Consider the following 22,627-nt stretch of genomic DNA (forward strand, 5'->3'; position numbering starts at 1 on the left):
AAAGGATACGACTTTGTTAAATAGCCCTTTTTTCGAAAAGCTCACACAGGCGCTAGAGACCGTAGTCTTTAGTTACGGCGGCTCAGAATTCACTCTGGCCAAGCTGATCCAAATTCCACTGATTATTTTAGTGGTGTGGGTTTTGGTACGCTATATCGGCAAGCTGCTACAGAGAAAAATCAGCAATAAGCGTATCGGCCCGGATGCCGCACTGCTGTTTAAACGTATCTACCTGGTGCTGTGCGTTGTTATCATCGTTTTCACCACCTTGGAAGTGCTCAACATTCCGCTTACCGCTTTCGCCTTTGTCTCAGGTGCGGTGGCCATTGGCGTCGGTTTTGGCGCCCAGAATATCATTAACAACTTTATCAGCGGCTGGATTTTGATTTGGGAGCGCCCCATACGCATCGGCGACTTTCTAGAGGTGGGTGATGCCAAGGGCGTGGTGGAAACCATCAATACCCGCTCTACCCGTATTCGTCGCAGCGACGGCGTGCACATGCTGGTGCCCAATAGCCAACTGCTTGAAAATACAGTGACCAACTGGACGCTGATCGACACCATGGCCAGAACCCATGTACGAGTCGGTGTAGCCTATGGCAGCGATGTGGTTCTGGTCGCCAAGTTGCTCAATGAAATACTAAGTGAAACCGAGGCGGTGCTGCAAACCCCAAAACCCACGGTAATTTTTGCAGACTTTGGTGACAGCGCTTTGATATTCGATGCGGTGTTCTGGGTTAACGCCGAGGCCGAGGCCAGTGTACGCAAGGTAAAAAGCGATATTCGTTTTGCTATTTGCGCCAGTTTTGCGGCCCATAATGTAGTGATCTCCTTCCCACAAAGGGATCTGCATATCGACGGTGAGCTAACCCTCAAACGCCATTAGCGCTTAAACTTGGTCTCCAAAATCACCGAGGAGGTGGTGCGCTCTACACCATCAAGATTGCCGATATCATCAAGCAGGTGACTCAGTTTTTCTAAACTTTGCGCCTGCACCAGGGCGATAAGATCGTATTCCCCACTGATGGCATAGAGTTCGGTAATGGCATCAATATGCTTAAGTTCGATATTGGTTTTGGTGGTGAGCTTTTGTTTGACCTTGATAGACACATGGGCGGACACCATGGACGATAAATAGGCATCACCATATTCGACACTGTAGCCCTTAATTACCCCGCTTTCCTCAAGCTTCTGCATACGGCTTTGCACCGTAGAGCGCGACAAATCTAAGGCACGGGCGAGATCTGAGATGCTGGCACGGGCGTTGGTTCTAAGCATGGCCAGGAGCTTTTCATCTTGTTTATTTGTCATTATGGTTGCCGATTTCGTCATTTTGATAGAGATTATACGCAAATTTATCAATATGACACTGCAAATTTAATGCTTAAGTAGTCAATATAAGGGCCATAATAATCGACTATAATTAGCGGCCATCCATTTTCGAGCCGCTCTCTCATTTTAAAGGTGTGTCATGCAAGTAAACCGCGAACTATTTAATGAAGTAATGGTACCTAACTACAACCCGTCTGAGGTTATCCCGGTTAAGGGCGAAGGCTCTCGCGTATGGGATCAGCAAGGTAACGAGTTTATCGACTTTGCCGGTGGTATCGCCGTTAACTGTTTAGGCCACTGTCATCCAGCTTTAGTTAGCGCCTTAAAAGAGCAAGGCGAGAAAATCTGGCACCTGGCTAACGTGATGACCAATGAGCCTGCGCTGCGCCTGGCTAAAAAGCTAACCGATGCCACCTTTGCCGAAAAAGTGTATTACGCCAACTCAGGTGCCGAAGCGAACGAAGCGGCGCTAAAACTGGCTCGTCGTTGGGCACTGGATAAATTCGGCGCACAAAAATCTAAGATCATCGCCTTTAATAAAGGCTTCCACGGTCGTACTTTCTTCACCGTAACCGTAGGTGGCCAAGCCGCTTACTCTGACGGCTTCGGTCCTAAGCCGGGCGATATCGTGCACTGTGATTACAACGACCTGGAAACATTCAAATCACTTATCGATGACAACACCTGTGCGGTGATGATGGAACCACTGCAGGGTGAAGGCGGCATCATTGCCCCTGAAGCAGATTTCGTTAAAGGCGTGCGTGAACTGTGCGATAAGCACAATGCCCTGCTTATTTTCGATGAAGTACAAACCGGTGTTGGCCGCTTAGGTCACCTATACGCTTACCAAGGTCTAGGTGTAACGCCTGATATCCTAAGCACAGCCAAAGCCTTGGGCGGTGGTTTCCCTATCGGCGCCATGCTGACCACCACCGATATCGCCGAGCACCTAAAGCCAGGCACACACGGCTCTACCTACGGCGGTAACCCGCTGGCCTGTGCCGTTGCTGAAGCCGCATTCGACACAGTAAACACCCCAGAAGTGCTCGAAGGCGTTAAGGTACGTGAGCAACTATTCCGTGACGGCTTGGCTGCCATCAACCACAAATACAAGGTCTTCAGTGAAGTACGCGGTCAAGGCCTATTGCTAGGTGCAGTACTGAACGAAGATTACAAGGGACGCGCCCGTGATTTCCTTAATGCCTCTATGGACAACGGCCTAATGAGCCTGGTCGCTGGCATGGATGTGGTACGCTTTACTCCTTCTCTTGTTATTCCAGAAGCGGATATCAAAGAAGGTCTGGCGCGCTTTGAAAAAGCGGTTGCTCAGGTTGTTGCTGCTAAATAACAGTAGCTGGCGACGACTAATCTTATGCTAGTTTTACGACCTATATGCGGCGATGACTTCGCCGCTTTAAAACAAATTGCCACCGAGTCAGGGCACGGCTTTACCTCCCTGCCCGTGGATGATGAGCAGTTACAGGCTAAAATCGCCCGTGCCGAGGCCAGTTTCAACAAGCAGGTCAATGGCCCTGGGGATGAAGGCTATTTGTTCGTGTTAGAAGATACCTACAGCGGCCAGATAGTTGGCACCACGGGCATTGAAGCTGCGGTGGGCATGTCTGTGCCCTTATACCACTATCGGCTGTCAACCTCAGTGCATCACAGCCCCAGCCTAGGTGTTTACAACTCGGTTGAAACCCTGTCCATGTGTAACGATTACACCGGCTGCTCGGAAATTTGTACGCTGTTTTTACGCGAAGACCACCGCAAAGGCTTAACCGGGCGTTTTCTATCGCGAATTCGCTTCTTATTTATGGCCGAGCACAGTGACCGTTTTAGCGACACCATAATCGCCGAGATGCGCGGGGTGAGCGACGAGCAAGGACATTCGCCGTTTTGGCAATGGCTACAGCAGCACTTTTTCTCCATTGAGTTTCCTCAGGCGGATCACCTGGTGGGCTTAGGGGATAAAACCTTTATCAGTGAGCTGATGCCGAAATATCCGATTTATGTCAGCCTGTTAAGCCCAGAAGCACAAGCCGTGATCGGTGCAGTGCATGAAAACACAGCCCCTGCCCTGCGCTTATTGCAGCGTGAAGGCTTTGAGCACCGCGGCTATGTTGATCTGTTCGATGCGGGTCCAACGGTAGAAGCCAAGCTAGGCAATATAGCCACGGTGCGCCAATCCAAGGTGTGTCCGGTATTGATCAAAGAAGATTTGCGACCGCAAGGCATCACCTGGGCGATATGTAATGACAAAGTCAGCGAGTTCAGGGCTATATTTAGCGATGCCGTACAGTATTGCGATATCAAACATCAACTTTATTTAAATGCGCAAACCGCACAAGCGCTTGGGGTGTCCCAAGGTGATTCAGTGCGCTTTTTCGCGCTCTCTAGTCGTTAAGGAATGACTATGCAAGTGCAATTAATTAATAACCAATGGGTTGCGGGTCAAGGCCCGGCGTTTTCATCCATCAACCCAAGTAAAAATACCGAGATTTGGCAAGGCCAAGGCGCCAGTGCCGAGCAGGTAGACGCAGCGGTAAAAAGCGCCCGTGCGGCGCAATTCGACTGGGCACAAACCGAGCTTGGTGAGCGTATCGCGCTACTAGAGCGTTTTGTCGATCAGCTTAAAGCAAACAGCGAAGAGTTAGCGACCACCATAGCCGAAGAAACCGGCAAGCCACTGTGGGAAACACGCACCGAAGTGGGTGCTATGGCAGGCAAGATTGCTATCTCAATCAAGGCTTATAACGAGCGTACCGGTACGGTTGAAAACCCCATGCCTGGCGCTCAAGCCTTTATCCGCCACAAGCCTCATGGTGTGGTTGCGGTATTCGGCCCTTATAACTTCCCAGGCCACCTGCCAAACGGTCATATAGTACCGGCTATTCTTGCGGGCAATACCGTGGTGTTCAAGCCTTCAGAGCTTACTCCTAAGGTTGCACAGCACACTCTGGAGCTTTGGCTCAAGGCCGGCCTTCCTGCAGGTGTGATTAACCTGGTTCAAGGTGAGATAGAAACGGGTAAGGCCCTGGCCTCACATCAGGATATCGACGGCCTCTTCTTTACCGGCAGCTCGCAAACCGGTCACTTACTGCATCAGCAGTTTGGCGGTCATCCGGGCAAAATTCTGGCACTGGAGATGGGCGGCAATAACCCGCTGATCATTAAAGGGGTGAGCGACATTGACGCCACGGTACACGATATTGTGCAGTCTGCCTTTATTACTTCTGGCCAGCGTTGTACCTGTGCTCGTCGTCTGTTTATCGAGCAAGGTGCGCAAGGCGATGCCATTCTTGAGCGCTTGGTAGCAGTGACTAAAAACATCCAAATTGGCGACAGCTTTGCCGAAGAGCAACCATTTATGGGCGCCATGATCAGCAAAAAAGCGGCGGCGGGCATGCGCTCGGCCTACGAGCAGCTAGTAGCCCAAGGTGCAACATCACTACTAGAGATGAAACATCTAGATGAGAACACCGGCTTTGTTAGCCCAGGTATTGTCGATGTCTCTAACATCACCCTGGCCGATGAAGAACACTTTGGCCCACTGTTAAAAGTGTATCGCTACAGTGATTTCGATGCGGCCATTGATGAGGCCAACAACACCTCATTCGGTCTATCTGCGGGTCTGCTTGGCGACTCGCAAACCGACTATGACTATTTCTTAAAGCGCATTCGCGCCGGTATTGTTAACTGGAACCGTCCAATCACTGGGGCCTCAAGTGCCGCCCCGTTTGGTGGTATCGGTGCCAGTGGCAACCATCGTGCGAGTGCCTACTATGCATCAGATTACTGTGCTTATCCTGTGGCTTCTGTGGAAGCGCCGAAAAGCACACTACCAGAAAAATTAGCGCCGGGCTTAATGCTTTAATAGAGAATAATTCACGCGCACATGCGTTAAGGAAAAAACATGCATAACGATGTAAATACATTATTTGAAAAGCTGTGGGACAACTACCTTGAAGTAACACCTTCAGCGGTAAAGGTTCACGAGCTACTAGGTTCAACGCAGCAAGATGATGTGATCAATGATCATATTGCCCTGCGTACCTTCAACCTGCCTAAAGTAGGCCTGGAAAAACTAGCCGCCCATTTTTTAGCCGTGGGTTACAAAGAGTGTGGTGAGTATCACTTCGAAGCGAAAAAGCTGTACGCTAAGCACTTCGAACATGAAGACCCAACTCAACCTAAGGTGTTTATCTCTGAGCTATTAGTTGAACAGTGCTCTGAAGAGCTACAAAAAGTCGTTCATGAGATGGTTGAGCAAATCGATGAAGCCGCCGTGACCGCCGATAACTTCTTGTACTCGGGCACTCATTGGCAGGTAAGCCATGAAACATACAAGGCGCTGCTTGCCGAAAGTGAGTATGCGGCCTGGATGGCGGCCTGGGGCTATCGTGCCAACCACTTCACCGTCAGCATAACCACCTGGCTCAGTTCGACACCATTGAACAGGTGAACCAGAAACTAAAAGATGCAGGCTTTGCGCTTAACACCTCAGGTGGCGAGATCAAAGGCTCTCCGGAAGTGCTACTTGAGCAATCATCCACCCTTGCCGATGATGCCAAGGTGCAGTTCAGTGATGGTGAGTTCGCGGTGCCAAGCTGCTTCTACGAGTTTGCTTTGCGCTATTTGCAGCCAAACGGTGAAATCTACACGGGTTTTGTTGCCGCTTCTGCGGACAAAATCTTTGAGAGCACCAACGCTCGTTAATTCAGACGGTAATATGCAGACTTCAGAAAGCCCCATTAGGGGCTTTTTTTATGATCTACATCAATATTTGTTACACCGTATTACAGCTTCTTGTGTCAAGGTGCTCACCTCATCCTGGGCATAAATCCTCTGTAATTCAGTATAAACAAAGCCTAAGGAGAAAGTATTAACTTTAATACCCATTATAGAAACTTAAAAATGCGCTAACGCCCATCAAAGCTGGCTTGCGAATAGTCCCAGCTCTTCTAGACTTTAAGCTAATCACCTCACAAATGCATGGTCTCATAGCTAAGGGTTTAGTGTGAGTAAGCGCAATACAACAACGATCCACATGGAGCGTGATGTATTGGTATTAAATTTTACCGATGAAACATGCTTAAATAACTCACGGACGAACTTACCCAACTGGCATTTTATCCATGCCAACAGCTTGGATTGTGCCTATAAAATCCTCGAGCAGCATAACTGTTACGTTGCTATAGCCTTGGTCGGACATAGCCAACAGCAAGCGGTGCTCAAAGCCGTAAAACAGCTGTCGGCCAGCCAGGACTCACTGTTATGGTTAGCGCTGTTTCGCGACGGCGACAATCTGCTAGACAATATCAGTTATTGCTTTACCGACTACTTTCTTGATTATCATCACCTCCCTGTAGACTGGGCACGGCTGGATCACACCTTGGGTCATATTTATGGCATGGCGCAACTTAAATTGCGCTCAAAACTAGGTACGGCAGCGAGCAAAGCCAACAGCATCTGCTTTGGCGAATCCAAAGAAATGCAGCAACTAAAAGAGACCCTGGATAAGGTTGCCTGTACCGATGAAACCATATTAATCGGCGGTGAAACCGGCACAGGTAAGGGCTTGTGCGCCCAATATATACATTCCTTGTCGCCACGCCGCAATGGCCCCTTTATCACGGTAAACTGTGGTGCACTGCCGCCCACCCTGATCCACTCTGAGCTTTTTGGCCATGAAAAAGGCGCGTTCACCGGTGCCAATAAGCAATATATAGGACGTATAGAACGGGCCCATAAAGGCACCTTATTTCTCGATGAAATAGGCGATTTATCATTGGAATTACAGATAAATTTACTGCATTTTCTTGAGGAAAATTATATTGAGCGCATAGGTGGTAATCAAACGACCGAGGTAGATTGTCGCATTATTTTTGCCACCCATGTAAATTTAGAAAATGCCATCGAAGAAGGCCTTTTTAGAGAAGATTTATACTATCGAATTAACATTATTCAGTTGGAGATCCCAAGTCTTAGAAAACACATTAGTGATCTCCCCCTTCTTGCCAACGACTGCCTCACAAAACTGACGCCCCCGAATCATCAATTCAGCTTTAGTGATCAGGCATTACAGGCAATGGAAGCCTACTCTTGGCCTGGCAATATCAGGGAGCTTAAAAACCGTATCCAACGTGCCATTATCATGAGTGAAAACGATATTATCACCGAGCAAGACCTGGGTATAAGGCTGCCAAAAAAATCTGACTCAAAGTCAGAGGTAATAGATTTAGTAAAACATAGATCAGAGATAGATACAGAGTTAATACTTACGGCCATTAGAAATAATGGCTACAACATCTCAGCAGCGGCAAGAGAGCTGAATATTTCGCGAACGACTTTTTATCGCTTAATTAAGAAGTGCAAAATAAAGCTGTAACTCAACCTAAGTTGCAATCCAGAGGACCACACAATGTCAACATTTATACCCAAGTATATAGTTTTAATAATTGCCTTATTCTTACTCAATGGCTGTGATGCTGAGGCACAAAACACCAAAGAGAGTAAGCTTGAACAGGAACTAAGTGCACTAAAACAAGAAGTGAGTGAGTTAAAAAAACAACTCGCGACCATAGGCGCTCAGGTTAGTGAAATTCACACCATAGCTAAAGATGCACGAAAACCGCGACATAAAACATTACCGGATCAGGAAAACTTCAATATCGACGGGACCTTACCTGAGCTCGGTGAAGCCACTGCTTCCCTTGCCATCATTGAATTTTCAGACTTTCAATGCCCCTATTGTAAGCGCTATGTAGACAATACTTTTAGCAAGCTTAAAACCAATTTCATTGAAAATGGCAAGGTTAAATATGTCGCTCGCGACTTCCCACTAGGTTTTCATGATAAGGCCAAAGGCGCGGCGGTAGCAGCCAACTGTAGCTTGCAACAAGGCGCCTATTGGCCTATGCGCGAACAGCTGTTTAACAATATGCGCCAGCTTGGCGATGAATTATACCAAAGCAGCGCCGAGCAACTTGAGCTGGATATGGATAAGTTTGCTAAATGCCTCGCGGATGAGGCTATCTTGGCCAAGGTAGAGCAGGACATGAGTTATGGCACGTCTTTGGGCATTCGCGGTACACCCAGCTTTTTGATTGGCCGAATTGAAGGCGAACGCCTTATCAATCCCACCTTGCTGGTCGGTGCCCAAAGTTATGAAACCTTTGCCGCGGTACTGAACGAACTGGCTAGCGCCCATGCCGAGCAGTCCGGCGAATAATCCATCCCAGATAGCGCGACCCGCCAACCCAGGCCAAGGTCGCGCTATTTTTACTTTACTTAGCCTTACCTGAAAATAATCACATCACGCCTGCGTAAGCCCTTTGTATTTTATTCTCTTTCTTTGTGACAAGGCCTTGTTACACAGGCCTAATTGTCGATATCAACCCCCTGCTATCGAGTCCCACGCTTTGCGAAAAAGTGTTCGTATCTGTTCACCCGCTGTTGAACAATGACAAAAAAAAATAACATATTGATATTTATAATATTAATTTATTTTTGTGAGACTTTGCCAGGCGATTTTTTAAGCAAACTGTTACACCTGTGCAACACCCCCCCGGAAAAGCCCCCGTAAGCAAGATAAAAATCCTTTTAAAACAATTAGATAACACACTGGCACAAAGCATGCTCTATATCGCTACTAGATAAGGTTCTGCGCTATGGACACCACTTAAATATGGGCCGCCATAGACAGTAGCTAGACACGGCAAAAACGCCGAAACAAGTAGTAAAAAGCAAAGTGGACACTTGAGAGAAATCCAGCCTTATTCCGCAGTTAAAAGTGCCGCACTTACATACGTTTTATCAATATTAACGATTGACTGAGGTCATGATTATGAAACGATTTAACTGTAAGCAGCTTGTCAGAGCCCTGGGTGTCGCCCTGATAAGCACCGCTAGCCTTTATGGCATTAGCACCACACCCGCACACGCCGAGGAAGTTTATAATGATGGTATTTTCGGAGGGCTAGACAGAGAGCTCTGTATGGCGGATGCCTATCTTAAGGTACCTAAAAATTCACTGCCGCAGGACACGTTAGGCTGTCAAGCAAATGATGTGGAGATCACAGCGGTAGAAAACCCCAGCGTTGCAGAATGTGCTGAAGGCGACTTGGTGATGTTTAATGCGGATGTCACCATTAGAACCAATGCCAATGAACGCTATGACACCACCTTTTATCTGCCCCTAACCGATCAGTCGCCAGATGATGTCTCTATAGAACTAGGTGCCGGTGAAAACCCCAATAGTTTGGTCTTCCCTAATTATTGCTCGATTGTTTTACCGGATGCTCAGTATGCTACGGCTACAGGGCAAACCTATGCCGAACTTGACGGCGACGTTTGTGCCGACATCACCAAGGCGTATGGCAGTGATTCTTACACCTTGTTACAACAACCTATGACCATGCTGTGTCAGGATAACGATGATGACGGCCAGGCCGATTTTCATTACTGTGCAGCCTGGGATAACCAGGAGCGAGATAATTGTACCTTGGATGGCGATTTCCCAGGACAAGTTCCTAATACAAAATCCAAGTGTAATTGCGACACTTTGAATATTCCTATCTTTATCAAACCTGAGCCACCTACAATTACCAAAACTATTGTCGGTGACAACTTCGCCAATGAGCCTGAGGGCACATTTAAATACAAAGTAGAAATTACCAGTGTAAGCGAAAAAGCTGATGTTTTTGTTAAAGAAGTTTATGACGAGGTCAGCTCAACCACAGATGGCACAGTGTCGGCCACCTTTGACTTATCAACTCAGGTTAATACAACCATAGGTAACCTAACTTTACTCGCACAACATGCAGATCATACTTGTGATGAAGCATTTGCATCTTTGCCTGTACAACTTACGCCTACATCTTCTTCCGTAGACTGTATAGCGGTGATGAGAATCAACGATGACGACGGCCCAGATGATGGCACTGCAGAGCTCTATCAAGACTATATTCGCACCCTCATTTGGGATAAAAATGACGATGTAGTTGGCGAACCAAACTGCGATCCAACAGCCATGCCTCCAGTAGCAGGAACCTGTAGCGGCATAGTTGAAGTGGAAATCCGCGATGTGGATCCAGAGATCGATATCAAGAAATTTGCAATAGATGGCCCTGGATTTGAATGTATGGGCAACTCATTCGACAGCGATGGCGCTTGTAACAATGCGGTCTACATTGATGAACCTGGCGGTGATGTAACCTTCAAGCTCATCATTAAAAACCTCAGTACCGTTGACCCATTGACCATTACGTCTCTTGAGGATGATGTGGATGGCAGCATTGATGATTTGCTAACCGATCTATCCGGCAATACCTGTGACGACCAGTCTCTCGATCTCGCCATAGCTGGTGAAGTGGGTGATACCTTAACCTGTCAATTTGTACGCGATGTAAGCGGTGGGCTGATAGCGGTAACCAATACGGCAACCGTTTTAGCCGTCGAAAGTACCGACCACAGTGAAGGCAATAGCGCCACCGACAACGATAGCGAAACGGTCAATATCGTCGATGTACCACCGGCGGTGATGTTTACCAAAGAAGTTAAGGTAGCGGGTGCCGATGACAGCTCTTATAGTGATTTAGCTCAAGTAGACGAACCCGGTGGTGATGTGGTGTATCGCTTTACCATTGAGAATCAGTCAACTTCGGGCGAGGACATTACCCTGCTTAGCTTGACCGACGATCAGCTAGATGGCCCAAGATCGACCTCAGGTACTAACACCTGTGTACTTGATGGCTCCCAGACCATAGCGGTTGGCCCTGCCAACGCGTATCAATGTACCATTGACGCTGCCGTTATCGGTGATGCCGGCGAGGACCTAGTGAATGTAGCCTATGTGACCATCACCGATGGCGAATCAAATCTGAATTCACTCACCGATACTGCAACGGTTGAATTCTTAGATGTACCTTTGCAAATTACACCTCAAGTGGCCATGAAAGCGACTATTTTCGTTCGCCTTGCTAACGGCGGCGTAGATACAGTAACTGTGAATGGCTTTGAGCTTGCAGGCCAAGCCGTAGCTGCCGGTAATGGTACAGCCGACTTCACTATCCTAGATGATGAAGCAAGCTATGAATACGATGAGTTCAATTCAGGTTTTGCCTTCTGTGGTGATGTTACCTCTATTGCAGTAGGTGCAACTGCAGAGTGCGCTATTCCTCTGCGGTTATTACCTGGCTTCAATGTACAAAACATCAACATGATATCTAATTCTCTGACTGTTAATGTCACCGACGGTGATACCGCAGCGGTCGATGTAAGTATCGTTGATGTATCTGTGGTGACAGTAGAGTAATAAACCCTGTCTTTTCTTCGAAGCTAGCCCTAAAAGGGGTTAGCTTCAAGCAAAGACAATATTGCAACACTGTGACTGCAAATAAAAAGAGGAAATTGAATTTGGTTAATAAAAAAAAGCGACGGCTACCGCCGTCGCTTTTTTTATAACTTAGCCTTTAAACGGTATTGCCTGTTGTCGAACTAAGCTGGGCGCTGGCATTATTTATTGCCTTTACCCTTATTTCCGCCGTTGCCGCTGCCACCGTCGCTGGCAAGAGTAACATTTACCGTCGCAGTAGACTGCAATTGACCATCACTAATGGTATAGCTAAAGCTGTCACTGCTTTTAAAGCTTTTGGCCGGCGTATACTTGATACGACCATCACTGAGCACCTGCACACTCCCCTTGGCACCTTGAGTCGCACTCTTAACTACTAGGGTATCGCCATCGATATCCTTATCGTTACCAAGCACATTAATGTAAATGGCTGTTTTAGACGCCATGCTTACACTGTCGCTATAGGCAACCGGCGCATTGTTTTGTTGCTGTGCCACGCGGTAAACCAAGGTATTGGTGCTGTTATAAGCGGTATTGGCTACATCCTTGGCCGTTAAGGTCAGGTTATAACTGCCGGCGCTGGCGCTGGTCGCTGACATTACACTGACACTGACCGTCGTAGTCGTGCCACTGGCCAGGGTAACCGAGCTGTTGCTAGCGCTCCAACCGCTTGGCGTAGCAATGCTCAAGTTATAGGTCGCATCGCCGCAGTCCTGATTCTGGTTAGTGATCTCGACGTTATAGCGTTGTACTGTGCCGGCATCAACTTCGCTGCCAAGCGCATCGGCCACAACTAGTTTTGGTGCCGCCAAACGACAACTGGCCACCGGCGCCGCTACCTGATAAGTAGCACTGGCCGAGCTCTGATAGCCGCCATTATCACGGTTTAGTGCAACTAGACTAAAGTCATACACACCGGCATTGGCATCCGCAGCCGAGGTAACGCTGACACTTAGGGTTTGTGATTGACCCGGCGCCAAACTCGCACTTGGGCTAGTTGCTTGCCAACCCGCAGGCAGGCTTGCCTTCACATCAAATGTTGAAGCCGCACAGCTATCCGCATCCTTATTGGTCAGTGTGCCCTGATAAGTCACCGTTGTGCCCGCTGCTACCTGAGTTGAGCTCGTGTTTAACAAGGTCCATTGTGGATTTGCCGAAACACAGGCCGCCACTGGCGTTTCAACCACATAAGACGCAGTAGTACTGGCTTGATAGCGAGTATCGCTGGCATTCACGCCCTTGATAGCGACATCATAAAAACCATCTGTAGCGGTTGTGCTTGAAGTAACGTTTAAGCTTACCGTGGTGCTTTGACCCGGCGCCAAGCTCACCGTTTGTTGCGTAGCATTCCAACCCGACGGTACTTGCGCAGAAACGCTGTAATTGCTGTTGCCACACTCGGCGCTGTCGTTATTGGTTAAGGTCGCGCTATAAGAAACGGTTTCGCCCGGCGCAGCCCAAACACTGCTGTTAGACGCCAGCGCGATGCTTGGTTGCGCTGCAATACAGCTTTGCTGTGCTGAATAGCTGATATTCACACCCACACCCGAACTATTGGCCCACTCAGTAGTAATGGTGACGCCGGCCTCATTATCGGTATAGCTATTACCAACAACTAAAGCGATATCATCCAAGTCCCAGATACTGCTTGAAGGTGTCAAATCCAACATTTCACTGCTTGAGGCATCGGAGCCAGTTGCTAAACGCAACACCACGCCTTCGGTAATTCCGGTTTTGCCTTCCAAAAAGCTATCAAAGCCAACTGGCTGACGATATTCAAGGTAGTACCATAAGGGTTCACCTGTGGTCGCATCTGTACCACGACGCACCTTTAGACCCTTGGCTTGACCCTGTGAGGCTTGCGCATAGGGTTCCAGCTGGTAGCTACCATCATCTTGGGCGGTGATAATCTCGCCGCGTTCAGGAGAAAGCCAGCCCAGTAATTCTTTGTTAAAGGTGTTGAAATGACCCTCAACTCCGTATTTACCCATCATATCCAGGGTATCTCCGTAATCCACCGAACGGCAATCACCACCAATAATATCACTCGGACATTCAAGGCGCTTAGCGTGATGCAAACCCAAGTTATGGCCAAACTCATGGCCTATGGTATTAAGCGTAAATGAACCATTGATCCAAGCGCGAGAAGGAGTCCCTCCTAATGTACCTTTACCAGTCCAAGGACAGGCTTCATTTTTAGGAAATAAGTATATAAAGCGATCGTAACTGCCCACGTCAACACCTGCATCGCGTGCCGCCTGTTGTCCATAAGTGTTAATGTCGCGAGTCTCACATGTCTTGGCAATCGGCAGCGTGTGGTAGCCCGTTACCTCTCCACTTAACCAGGTTTTACCAAAAGATGCTTCACGATAGTAATCGCTGACTTTACCAAATACCATGTCGCGAACTTCTTCAACGGACCAGGGGCGCTCACTTGCATTGTCTTGGAAGTTGACCAAAACCACTAAAGTGCGCTGCTCACCCAGGGTATTAGGTAAAGGCTCAACTGCGGTACTGGTAGCAGCGGCGTCAACAATACTCTCACCCCCTTGCAGCATGATAATTTGTGATTCTTCGCTGATCACGAGGGAGCTTTCAGTGGCGTCATTTTGCTCATGCTTAAATAACCAGCCATTGGCCTTGACCTTAGCGCCATTGCGTAGTGATTCAGCCTGTGCCTGGTTAGCTAAGTGCAGCTCAACACGCTGATCTTCGGTAACCAAGAAATGACGCAGGCGGTCTTTACTGGTGTCATGGTGATCTTCATAAACGAATTCCAGTTGACCCACCAGCTCCGCTTGTTGGGCTAGTTTGGCTTCGATATGCGCAGGCATGCCGCTACGCTTGGCGTTTGGCATCACTGTACGCAATGCGGCATTGGCATCAAACTGTAATAAGGCGTATTGGCTGGCCTGGCGGGCAGTCACTAATTCTTCTAGTTGTTGCTCAAAGGCAGGAGAAAATTTGTCTTTGCCACCCTTGCCGGCGCCCTTGTTAGCACGGCGAAGCTCACCCATGGTGGCGGCAAGCGCTAGGGTTTGCTGTTCTAATTGATTTTTCTTAGCTTGAGTGTCAGCTTGATTTTGTTTGAACACTTGTCCAAGGCCCGTATGCTCATTCTGCATCGCACTCTGTACGCCGTTACCGTTTGCAGCGTACAAGTTCATTGAGGTAAAGCCCAAAGTAGTTGCCAAAAGTCCTAGGCCACAGGCTTTTAAAACAGATGAAGAAAGTTTATTAGGCGTTACGACGCCTTTCGTTATAGTCACTACTAGAACCTCTCAAAGTTTGTACATCACTTCGAAAGCTCCCAGTTTTATGACCAAGTCAATAACCGAGCTCTATCAACGCGCCTCTTTCGGTAATCCAGCTGCCCACTGCCTTCAACAGTTAGGGCCTGTGATTTTGCGTACATTAGTTTCCTAATGTTTGCCGTTTCGAGAGTGCTTTCGAATCTTACTTCATGGACCATTGGGGCCCAAGCGAAGGCGCATTCTAACAAGGTGATTTAAGGATTCTCAATGATAAAACTGATCTTTTTTTGAGCTATTTTTGAAACTTTTTATAAATCAATGGACAAGAAACGAACAAAATTGTAACTGAACAAGGCGTTCAGGATAAAAATGCGGAGAAACAGCTCTTTTTAGATAAAAATATCAATTAATGCCAACTGAACAGCGGATTTAGCTAGATTTTTTATTTTACTTCGGAGCAGATCAAAGCACTATCCATGCTTTCCCAGTTTTAAATTTGAGCACAAAAGTGCATGTATGCAATTTTCAACCTATTGTATTTCTGTGCTTTATTAATGGATTTGTGTGCTTTTTAAACAGTACAATGCTTAGTCTTCCAAAAGACTATAAAATACAGCTAACTAACTATTGGCAAAGCCTTTTTCGGGTATACGCACTATTTTAGAATGATGACTTTCTGAAATTCAGCAAAAGACAAAGTTAGTGAACTCATACTAGGTTATTCCTTGTTAAAGTCACTTTGCACTAGCCTCACTTGGGTGTTTTTATCCACCGCGACTACCATGCCGTCGGTTGCCAAAAACAAGCGTCCGCAATACTCACCTTTAGCCTCATCGGCTATTGCCGACATGCCCTCTCCCGGGCCATATCGGGCACTAAAGTGACTCAGTAACAGCGCCGGTAGCGCCTGCTTTTGCGCATAGGCGCAGATACGCTGCACATCGCTGTGCCCTGTATGGGGGCCCACCTTTTGTAAGTCTGCGGCGAGAAAGGTAGCTTCATGAACCAGCAAATGCACACCGGCAATTACTGGGTCTAAACAACTGGGCGTCTCATTGTCGCCACAGATAACAAGCACCCTGGGTTGCCAGGCGAAATAGGTATAGTCATCAGCGCGCAATAGGACGCCTTTATAGCTCACATCCTCTCCACGCTGCAAAAGGTTGTAATGGGGGCCGCTGGCTATTTGCTCTGCCCTCAGGCGTTCAATATCCAGTTTGCGCGGAATTTGGGTTTCGATAAATTTAAAGCCCTGGCTTGGCACCCTGTGTTGCAGCGGGCAGATTTGAACCTTAACCCAACTAAAGATTTGCCCACTCAGTTCCTCAAAATCTACAAGCTCAAGATTAAAGGGCAAGGTCCATTCGCTCATTGCCATGGCGGCACGGACAAACTCCAGCACCTCTGACGGTGCCACTATGCGCAGTGTCTGGGTACGCCCCGATAAACCTGCCGAGGCAATTAAACCCGGTAAGCCATAGCAATGATCGCCATGCTTATGAGTGATAAACACAGCCTCAAGGTGATATAACGCCAGCTTGGTTTTTAATATCTGATGCTGGGTTGCCTCACCACAATCGACCAGATACCAGGGCTTCTGATCGTCACGAAACACCGCATAGCCGGACACATTTCGGCTTTTGGTCGGTGTTCCTGAGCTGCTTCCCAATACTTGAACTTGCACCTGTTTACTCCTATTTTTGTGCTGTACGCCACATACCCAAAGATTATAACTTGTCCCTTATCGCAAGGATCTAGCTTATGAAAAATGAAATCGACAGTAAAACCCTGCTCCGTGCCTATGAGCGCATTCAACAACATGGCGAACAAACCGAGCAAGGCAAGTTTTACCAAGGCCTGTACGCCTATTCTGATCTTGATGGCTATACCTTGTACCTGCAAGGCAGCGGCGTACTTTTACGCTTTGGCTTTCATAACACCTATCACCTTGATTATCAAAGTGAGAAGAACAAATCTGACTTTATGAACAAGCTACTGAGCATAGGCAAAGAGCCCTAATTTTGCTTGTGCTTGCCGTGCTGATTTTCACCGCTATTCACCGCTTATAGGCGCGAGTTTGCCGAAACACCATGATCCCAAGGGCCATTAATGGTATCTTTGTCCGAATTTGTGACACCAAGGGATAATAAAGGTATGACCAAGGCTGTATCCTCCGCCGTACCGGAACAACAAGAACAACAAAAAGGCTGGTTTAATCGCTTTCTAGCGACCGTCGAGTTTCTCGGTAACCTGCTTCCACACCCCATTACATTATTTGCACTTTTCTGTGTTGCCATCGTGGTGATCAGCGGCATCGCCGACTGGGCCGGACTTAGCGCCATTGACCCTCGCCCAGAAGGCGCTAAAGGCCGCGATCCCGATGGTGTTATCGAGGTAGTGAGCCTGATGAGCGCTGAAGGCCTCAGACGTATTTTCGAAGGCCTGGTTACCAACTTTACCGGCTTTGCCCCTTTAGGTACCGTACTGGTTGCCCTGCTCGGCGTGAGCGTTGCCGAGCACTCAGGTATGCTCTCTGCGGCCATGCGTGGCATGGTGATGGGCGCCTCAAAACGCCTGGTGACCTTTATGGTAGTGTTTGCCGCCATTCTTTCTAATACTGCTTCTGAGCTCGGCTACGTGGTACTTATTCCGCTGGCGGCGATGATTTTCCATAGCCTTGGCCGTCACCCCTTAGCCGGTTTGGCTGCCGCCTTTGCCGGTGTATCTGGCGGTTACAGCGCTAACCTGTTACTAGGTACTATTGACCCACTATTGGCCGGTATTACCACACCAGCGGCACAAATGATCGACCCGGATTATCAGGTCGGCGCCGAAGCCAACTACTACTTTATGTTCGTGTCCGTATTCCTAATCGCCATCCTTGGCACCTGGGTGACCGAGAAAATTGTCGAGCCGCGCCTGGGCAAATACGACCCGAGCGAAGCCAGTATCGACCTCGGCGAGAATAAAATTGAGCACCTTAGCCAGCGCGAAAAAAGCGGCCTAAAATGGGCAGGTCTTACCTTCCTGGCCTTGGGTGTATTACTTGCCTTTACCGTTATCCCGGACGACGGCATCTTACGCCATCAAGCCACCGGCGAAATTAAGGGCTCACCCTTCTTAAAAGGCATAGTGGTCATCATCTTTATCACCTTCGCCATTCCGGGCTTTGTCTATGGCCGCGTGGTTGGCACCATGAAGAATGACCGCGATGTCATTGATGCCATGAGCAAGAGCATGAGCTCCATGGGCATGTATATTGTGCTGGTATTCTTCGCCGCCCAGTTTGTTGCCTTCTTTAAATGGACCAATCTTGGCACCATATTAGCCGTAAACGGCGCAGCCCTGTTACAGGCGCTGAATCTGACCGGCCCCGAGGTGTTCGTGTTCTTTATCCTGATGTGTGCGCTTGTTAACCTTAGCCTGGGCTCTTCATCGGCACAGTGGGCGGTCACCGCACCTATTTTTGTGCCCATGCTGATGCTAATTGGCTATGCGCCGGAGACCATTCAGGCGGCCTACCGTATCGGTGACTCGGTAACCAACCTGATCACCCCTATGATGAGTTACTTCGGCCTGATATTGGCGGTGGCCTGTAAATACAAGAAGGACATGGGCATAGGCACGCTGGTCGCGACCATGTTGCCGTACAGCATGATCTTCTTCGTTGGTTGGGTGTGCTTATTCTATCTTTGGGTATTCGTACTGGGTATGCCGGTGGGCCCGGGCTCACCAATCTATTACCAACCTTAATAACATCATCAGCCGGCCTTAGTTGCCGGCTTTTTGTTAACTGCTATAGTGTTACTATTCAATTGGTTATTAAGATAACTGTGCGTATTTTCTTCCTTATAACCCTGATTTGCCTGCCCTGTTACAGCATCGCCGGCGCAGCAAAGCTGTTGGAGCAAAACTTCGCCACGGCCATGGTGCTCACCAATGGCGAGTCAGTAAGCCTGGGTTATGGTCATTTCAGTAGTCCGGCGGCACTGTTTGATGACGACTCGCAAAGCGGCAACGAATTACGCCAAGACCTCAATGTGTTTAACGTGCCGTTTGGTATCAAAACCACCAGCCCGGAAATATTCAGTCAATATAACAGTGAGTTGCATCTGCAAGGCAGCTACATAGACCAAAAAAACAGCCTAAATCTTTTTAACCAAGAGCGCGCCGATAGCTTCGAAGAAAGCATCTATGGGTTTGGCGCCAACTGGATATTTGAGCGGCCAATCAGCTCTAAATGGTGGTTCGGTTTTGGCGCTCGTCTGCAGGGTTTTCGTTATTACAACGACTACGACTATAACTCTCAGCTCAGCAGGCAGGTATTGGCGCCAGCCCTCGATGGCAGCGTAGTTAACATTAGTGCCAACGCCCTTGTTGCCAGCCCGCATGTAGAGATGATGTATCGCCTACCTCGCCATTGGGGCTACTATGAATATAAAACCAGTTATAGTTATTACTACGGCACCACACTGGTGGAGCCTTCAGCCTTGGGTAAAATAAGGCCGGAAGGCTGGCGTTATCAAAATGGCATTAAGGCGCGTTTCGATACCGCGCATATAGGCCAGTTTACTCAGGCCATCTATATTAAGGCCCATCGCGTCGACCTAGGGGGAGACAGCGCCAGCTCCTTTGCTACGAATCATTTTTATGAATATGGCGTAGGTGTATTACTCGATACCAGCACCTGGTCTTCCTGGTTGGAAAATATCGGCATTGGCCTAAACTATCATCATGGCAGCGTCCTCGAAGGGGGCAGCATTGTGCTGTATTTTAACGAGTAGCTCGCTGACAATAACATAGAATAATGAGGTACTTATGCGCACGCCCCGGAAAATAGCAGATCAATACCGCGCCATTGTCAGCAGCATTGGCTTCTACCCTGCGATTATTATTACCCTCTTTATGTTGTTCGCCATGGTACTGGCTAATATAGAATACCAAAGCTGGGTAATGCGCATAAAGCAGGCCTGGCCGGTGCTCTTTGTTACCGATGTTGATACCGCCAAAACCCTGCTCGGTATCCTCGCCGGCGGCCTGATCTCGCTCACCGTGTTTAGCTTTTCCATGGTTATGGTGGTGTTAAACAATGCCGCCGCTACCTTGTCGCCACGGGTGTTGCCCGGGCTTATCTCCATCAAGGCGCACCAGTATGTGCTCGGCATGTATCTGGGCAGCATAGTCTTTACCCTGCTTACCTTGATGAATATCCACACCGAGGGGGAGACCTTGCAAACTCCGGCTTTAGGCACTTTTTTCGCTTTGGCCATAGGTATTTACAATCTGGTGCTCTTTGTATTCTTTATCCATTCCATTTCACGCTCCATCCAGGTCGACAGCGTACTGAATACCCTGTTTGCGCAAACCAATAAGCAACTGCAAAACCTGATCGCCTACCAAGATCCGAGAATTGCCGCCGCGGTGCCGGATTATTGTGATTGGTATCGACTCAAAAGCCCTCGCGCCGGCTACTTTAAGGGTGTGCATACCCATCAACTGTGTAAACTGTTAGCACAACATGAGCTGCGTATGGTGACCGAGGTGGAGCCGGGGTTTTTCTGTGTTGAAGGCTTTCCCTATCTGGCGCTCGACAGAGATATTAGCGCCGATGAAGAGCTCTGCGAGCAAATTCATAAATGCAGCGTATTTTATATCGAGGAATACATAGGTGATCATTACAGTTATGGTCTGCGGCAAATTGCCGAAATTGCCATTAAGGCGCTCAGCCCAGGCATTAACGACCCAGGCACAGCGGTCAAAGCCATAGACATGCTTAGCATACTGACCATTGCCCGCCTGCATGTGGCGGATCATAACTACACCCTACTCAATACCGAACAGCAACAGTCGCCTTTGCTCTGGTTTTATGAGCCCAGTCTGGCATCCCTGCTGGAAGAGAATTTCGACCCCATCCGCCACTATGGCTGTAATGACACTACTGTACTGGTCAACCTGATTGAGGCGTTAAAGAATATTCTGTTTGTTTGTGAGCACAACCGAGAATATACCCAGGCGCTGTATCGTTATGTGCAGGCCACGGTTTATGACGCCGAGCACTGTATTGACAACCCCTATGAGCGCGAGCGCATTAATCGCATGCTTACCCGTATGAATGAGGTCGCCAACAAGCGTGGCGACGATATTCATTTCAGCCTAAGCGACAAAGACGCCGAGCCCAGAGTTACCTTGCACAACTAAGCTTCGCCCCAGGCAGACTGCTGTTTCAGGGGAGACGCATGGGCTGCTGCTCAGAGTTACGAGCGTGACAGTTAAGAGTTGCGAGCGCACGTGTGATAACTGGAAAATGAAAAAGCTGCCTTGTTCAGAATAGGAACTGGCAGCCTTCAGTACTTAGCCTTTAACCAATACTTAGCGTTTAACCAGTGTGCCTTTTAGGGAAACGCCCGCCATTAAGAAGCCGGCGCCACATTCGAACTCGGTTTCACTGACAAATTCACGCTTTTTATAATAAGACTGGATATTCACCACCGCATTCATACCCTCACGCTTGGCGCGCTCCTGCAAGGCCTTTAGGGCGCTCAGCATCACCCATTGACAGGCTTCCTTGTCGGACTTATTAAAAGCATTGGTCTTTTGGTTAGTGGTCACCTCGCCGTAGGTTTCCTGCACCTCGCCATAAGCCTGATTACCGAAATACAGCGGCACATCAAGCAGGGCATTTTTAGCCTTAGTAGTTTCCAGCAATTCGGCGATATTGTATTGGCCTATATCGTCACGAGCCATGGCCGTATTGGCCGTTAGTGCCAATCCCAGTGCTAAAAATACTGATTTTTTCATCGTTAATTTCCCTCTACGTTATAAAACTTCCATGCCAGGCCGATGCCAAAGGCAAGATTATGATGTCGCTCAACCAAGGGGCTGTCGCGCCACACCGCATCCTTGATGCGGTAATACTTTACAAAGCCACCAAGCCACCAGCGCTTGCTGTCGTAATTGACACCCACGGACAACTCGCTGCCGCTGTAGCCGGATTGCGGCTTATATGCTTGGCGCTGCACCGTGCTTTGGTGCTCACCTACGCCGTAAAAATAATCAACATACTGGCTGCTGGCATAGTTAACTGCACCGCGGGCGGTGATGCTCACCGTTTGCTCAGCCTCTTGCCAAAGTAATTGCTGCCATTGCATATAAGGGCCCATACGAAAGCCGATATCATCAATGGAGGTAAAATCAGTAGCCAACGCCTTACGCACAAACAAACCGCTTTTCAGGTAGTTATCACTACGTGGCTGTCCGGCAAAATAATAATCCAAGGCTGGACCTAATTCAAATACCCAGTCCAAGTCGTCCATACCCGAGCGGGCTTGATTGTCCTTGCTGTCCACCGCCAAACTGGCGGTCGCTGACACATCCAGGTGCCAGTTATCACTTTGCCACAAATAGCCCACAGCGCTGTTGCGGTCGACACTCATGCGTTCACTGCGATAACGCACATAGGGCAAGGGCACGGTATACTTGTTATGCTCACTCGAGCCGAGATAATGAGGTAAGGAGGTGGTAAAAATTCCCACGCCCAATTCCAGCTCACGGCTGCTTTTAATTGCGTCTTTCCCTGCCTTGTCTTCGACGTTTTGAACACTGTCCTCATTAACCCCCTCGGCAAACGCGGGGGTCAACGAGCATAGCAAAAGCAGCACATAAACCATCAATCCCTTGCGCATGG

16 protein-coding genes, 1 pseudogene and 1 riboswitch are annotated in these 22,627 nt (G+C 48.5%); of the genes and pseudogenes, 12 read left to right on the plus strand and 5 right to left on the minus strand.

The features are described from left to right. Positions 1 to 13: 13 nt before the first annotated feature. Positions 14 to 886, plus strand: coding sequence for a mechanosensitive ion channel family protein (locus C2M35_RS03605; protein WP_105201439.1), 873 nt, complete (start codon positions 14 to 16; stop codon positions 884 to 886). Here the strand turns inward: C2M35_RS03605 and C2M35_RS03610 are convergent. After that, a complete protein-coding gene (locus C2M35_RS03610) occupies positions 883 to 1,311 on the minus strand; it encodes an Lrp/AsnC family transcriptional regulator (RefSeq protein WP_105264618.1) in 429 nt (142 codons plus the stop codon). The genes C2M35_RS03605 and C2M35_RS03610 overlap by 4 nt on opposite strands. 160 nt (positions 1,312 to 1,471) lie before the next feature. On the opposite strand from C2M35_RS03610, the gene C2M35_RS03615 reads away from it, so the two are divergent. The 7 genes and pseudogenes from C2M35_RS03615 (at position 1,472) to C2M35_RS03645 (ending at position 11,650) form a co-directional block, all read left to right on the plus strand. Then, positions 1,472 to 2,680, plus strand: coding sequence for an aspartate aminotransferase family protein (locus tag C2M35_RS03615; protein WP_105264619.1), 1,209 nt, complete (start codon positions 1,472 to 1,474; stop codon positions 2,678 to 2,680). Positions 2,681 to 2,704: 24 nt separating this feature from the next. Further along, positions 2,705 to 3,739 (plus strand): arginine N-succinyltransferase, encoded by a 1,035-nt coding sequence (astA, locus tag C2M35_RS03620; protein WP_105201442.1) that lies wholly within the window; start codon positions 2,705 to 2,707, stop codon positions 3,737 to 3,739. Positions 3,740 to 3,748: 9 nt separating this feature from the next. Beyond that, positions 3,749 to 5,209, plus strand: coding sequence for a succinylglutamate-semialdehyde dehydrogenase (astD, locus tag C2M35_RS03625; RefSeq protein ID WP_105264620.1), 1,461 nt, complete (start codon positions 3,749 to 3,751; stop codon positions 5,207 to 5,209). Between the two features lie 39 nt (positions 5,210 to 5,248). After that, positions 5,249 to 6,051, plus strand: a pseudogene (locus tag C2M35_RS03630) (DUF1338 domain-containing protein). A 301-nt stretch (positions 6,052 to 6,352) separates the two neighbouring features. Next, positions 6,353 to 7,723 carry a sigma-54 dependent transcriptional regulator gene (locus tag C2M35_RS03635; protein ID WP_233999524.1) on the plus strand — a complete coding sequence of 457 codons (1,371 nt, stop codon included), beginning with the start codon at positions 6,353 to 6,355 and terminating at the stop codon, positions 7,721 to 7,723. Between the two features lie 33 nt (positions 7,724 to 7,756). Further along, positions 7,757 to 8,566: a thioredoxin domain-containing protein gene (locus C2M35_RS03640; RefSeq protein ID WP_105264621.1), complete on the plus strand. Its 810-nt coding sequence runs from the start codon at positions 7,757 to 7,759 to the stop codon at positions 8,564 to 8,566. 615 nt (positions 8,567 to 9,181) lie between these two features. Beyond that, entirely contained in the window at positions 9,182 to 11,650 is a 2,469-nt protein-coding gene (locus C2M35_RS03645; RefSeq protein ID WP_105258731.1) for a hypothetical protein, read from the plus strand. Positions 11,651 to 11,850: 200 nt separating this feature from the next. On the opposite strand, the gene C2M35_RS03650 is transcribed toward C2M35_RS03645, so the two are convergent. Then, positions 11,851 to 14,856: an NEW3 domain-containing protein gene (locus tag C2M35_RS03650; protein ID WP_105258732.1), complete on the minus strand. Its 3,006-nt coding sequence runs from the start codon at positions 14,854 to 14,856 to the stop codon at positions 11,851 to 11,853. A gap of 190 nt (positions 14,857 to 15,046) precedes the next feature. Then, positions 15,047 to 15,133, minus strand: a riboswitch (cyclic di-GMP riboswitch). Between the two features lie 528 nt (positions 15,134 to 15,661). After that, positions 15,662 to 16,627, minus strand: coding sequence for a ribonuclease Z (locus C2M35_RS03655; protein WP_199774382.1), 966 nt, complete (start codon positions 16,625 to 16,627; stop codon positions 15,662 to 15,664). A gap of 77 nt (positions 16,628 to 16,704) precedes the next feature. On the opposite strand from C2M35_RS03655, the gene C2M35_RS03660 reads away from it, so the two are divergent. From C2M35_RS03660 to C2M35_RS03675, 4 genes are all read left to right on the plus strand, one after another. Continuing rightward, complete coding sequence (locus C2M35_RS03660; RefSeq protein WP_105201451.1) at positions 16,705 to 16,962, plus strand: DUF3081 domain-containing protein; 258 nt, start codon at positions 16,705 to 16,707, stop codon at positions 16,960 to 16,962. 135 nt (positions 16,963 to 17,097) lie between these two features. After that, the gene (locus tag C2M35_RS03665; RefSeq protein WP_105201452.1) at positions 17,098 to 18,696 is read left to right on the plus strand and encodes an AbgT family transporter; all 1,599 of its coding nucleotides are present in this window, start codon (positions 17,098 to 17,100) and stop codon (positions 18,694 to 18,696) included. An 80-nt stretch (positions 18,697 to 18,776) separates the two neighbouring features. Beyond that, on the plus strand, positions 18,777 to 19,727 hold the full coding sequence (locus C2M35_RS03670) for a Solitary outer membrane autotransporter beta-barrel domain (protein ID WP_158677905.1): 951 nt from the start codon (positions 18,777 to 18,779) through the stop codon (positions 19,725 to 19,727). Positions 19,728 to 19,761: 34 nt separating this feature from the next. After that, positions 19,762 to 21,141, plus strand: a complete 1,380-nt coding sequence (locus C2M35_RS03675) for a DUF2254 domain-containing protein (RefSeq protein ID WP_105264624.1) — start codon at positions 19,762 to 19,764, stop codon at positions 21,139 to 21,141. Between the two features lie 171 nt (positions 21,142 to 21,312). Here the strand turns inward: C2M35_RS03675 and C2M35_RS03680 are convergent, their stop codons facing one another. Then, complete coding sequence (locus tag C2M35_RS03680) at positions 21,313 to 21,741, minus strand: excinuclease ABC subunit A (protein ID WP_105201455.1); 429 nt, start codon at positions 21,739 to 21,741, stop codon at positions 21,313 to 21,315. Between the two features lie 2 nt (positions 21,742 to 21,743). Next, positions 21,744 to 22,625 carry a MipA/OmpV family protein gene (locus C2M35_RS03685; RefSeq protein WP_234000016.1) on the minus strand — a complete coding sequence of 294 codons (882 nt, stop codon included), beginning with the start codon at positions 22,623 to 22,625 and terminating at the stop codon, positions 21,744 to 21,746. Positions 22,626 to 22,627: the final 2 nt, after the last annotated feature.

This window comes from Pseudoalteromonas sp. T1lg76 (genome assembly GCF_002964725.1).
Classification (GTDB): domain Bacteria; phylum Pseudomonadota; class Gammaproteobacteria; order Enterobacterales; family Alteromonadaceae; genus Pseudoalteromonas.

What these genes read in the sequence shown, in the direction of transcription:
- astD (WP_105264620.1), top strand. Translation starts at nt 3,749, where the DNA reads ATGCAAGTGCAATTAATTAATAACCAATGGGTTGCGGGTCAAGGCCCG.
- C2M35_RS03650 (WP_105258732.1), bottom strand. Translation starts at nt 14,856, where the DNA reads ATGAACTTGTACGCTGCAAACGGTAACGGCGTACAGAGTGCGATGCAG.
- C2M35_RS03680 (WP_105201455.1), bottom strand. Translation starts at nt 21,741, where the DNA reads ATGAAAAAATCAGTATTTTTAGCACTGGGATTGGCACTAACGGCCAAT.
- C2M35_RS03675 (WP_105264624.1), top strand. Translation starts at nt 19,762, where the DNA reads ATGCGCACGCCCCGGAAAATAGCAGATCAATACCGCGCCATTGTCAGC.
- C2M35_RS03615 (WP_105264619.1), top strand. Translation starts at nt 1,472, where the DNA reads ATGCAAGTAAACCGCGAACTATTTAATGAAGTAATGGTACCTAACTAC.
- C2M35_RS03645 (WP_105258731.1), top strand. Translation starts at nt 9,182, where the DNA reads ATGAAACGATTTAACTGTAAGCAGCTTGTCAGAGCCCTGGGTGTCGCC.
- C2M35_RS03665 (WP_105201452.1), top strand. Translation starts at nt 17,098, where the DNA reads ATGACCAAGGCTGTATCCTCCGCCGTACCGGAACAACAAGAACAACAA.
- C2M35_RS03660 (WP_105201451.1), top strand. Translation starts at nt 16,705, where the DNA reads ATGAAAAATGAAATCGACAGTAAAACCCTGCTCCGTGCCTATGAGCGC.
- astA (WP_105201442.1), top strand. Translation starts at nt 2,705, where the DNA reads ATGCTAGTTTTACGACCTATATGCGGCGATGACTTCGCCGCTTTAAAA.
- C2M35_RS03640 (WP_105264621.1), top strand. Translation starts at nt 7,757, where the DNA reads ATGTCAACATTTATACCCAAGTATATAGTTTTAATAATTGCCTTATTC.
- C2M35_RS03610 (WP_105264618.1), bottom strand. Translation starts at nt 1,311, where the DNA reads ATGACAAATAAACAAGATGAAAAGCTCCTGGCCATGCTTAGAACCAAC.
- C2M35_RS03685 (WP_234000016.1), bottom strand. Translation starts at nt 22,625, where the DNA reads ATGCGCAAGGGATTGATGGTTTATGTGCTGCTTTTGCTATGCTCGTTG.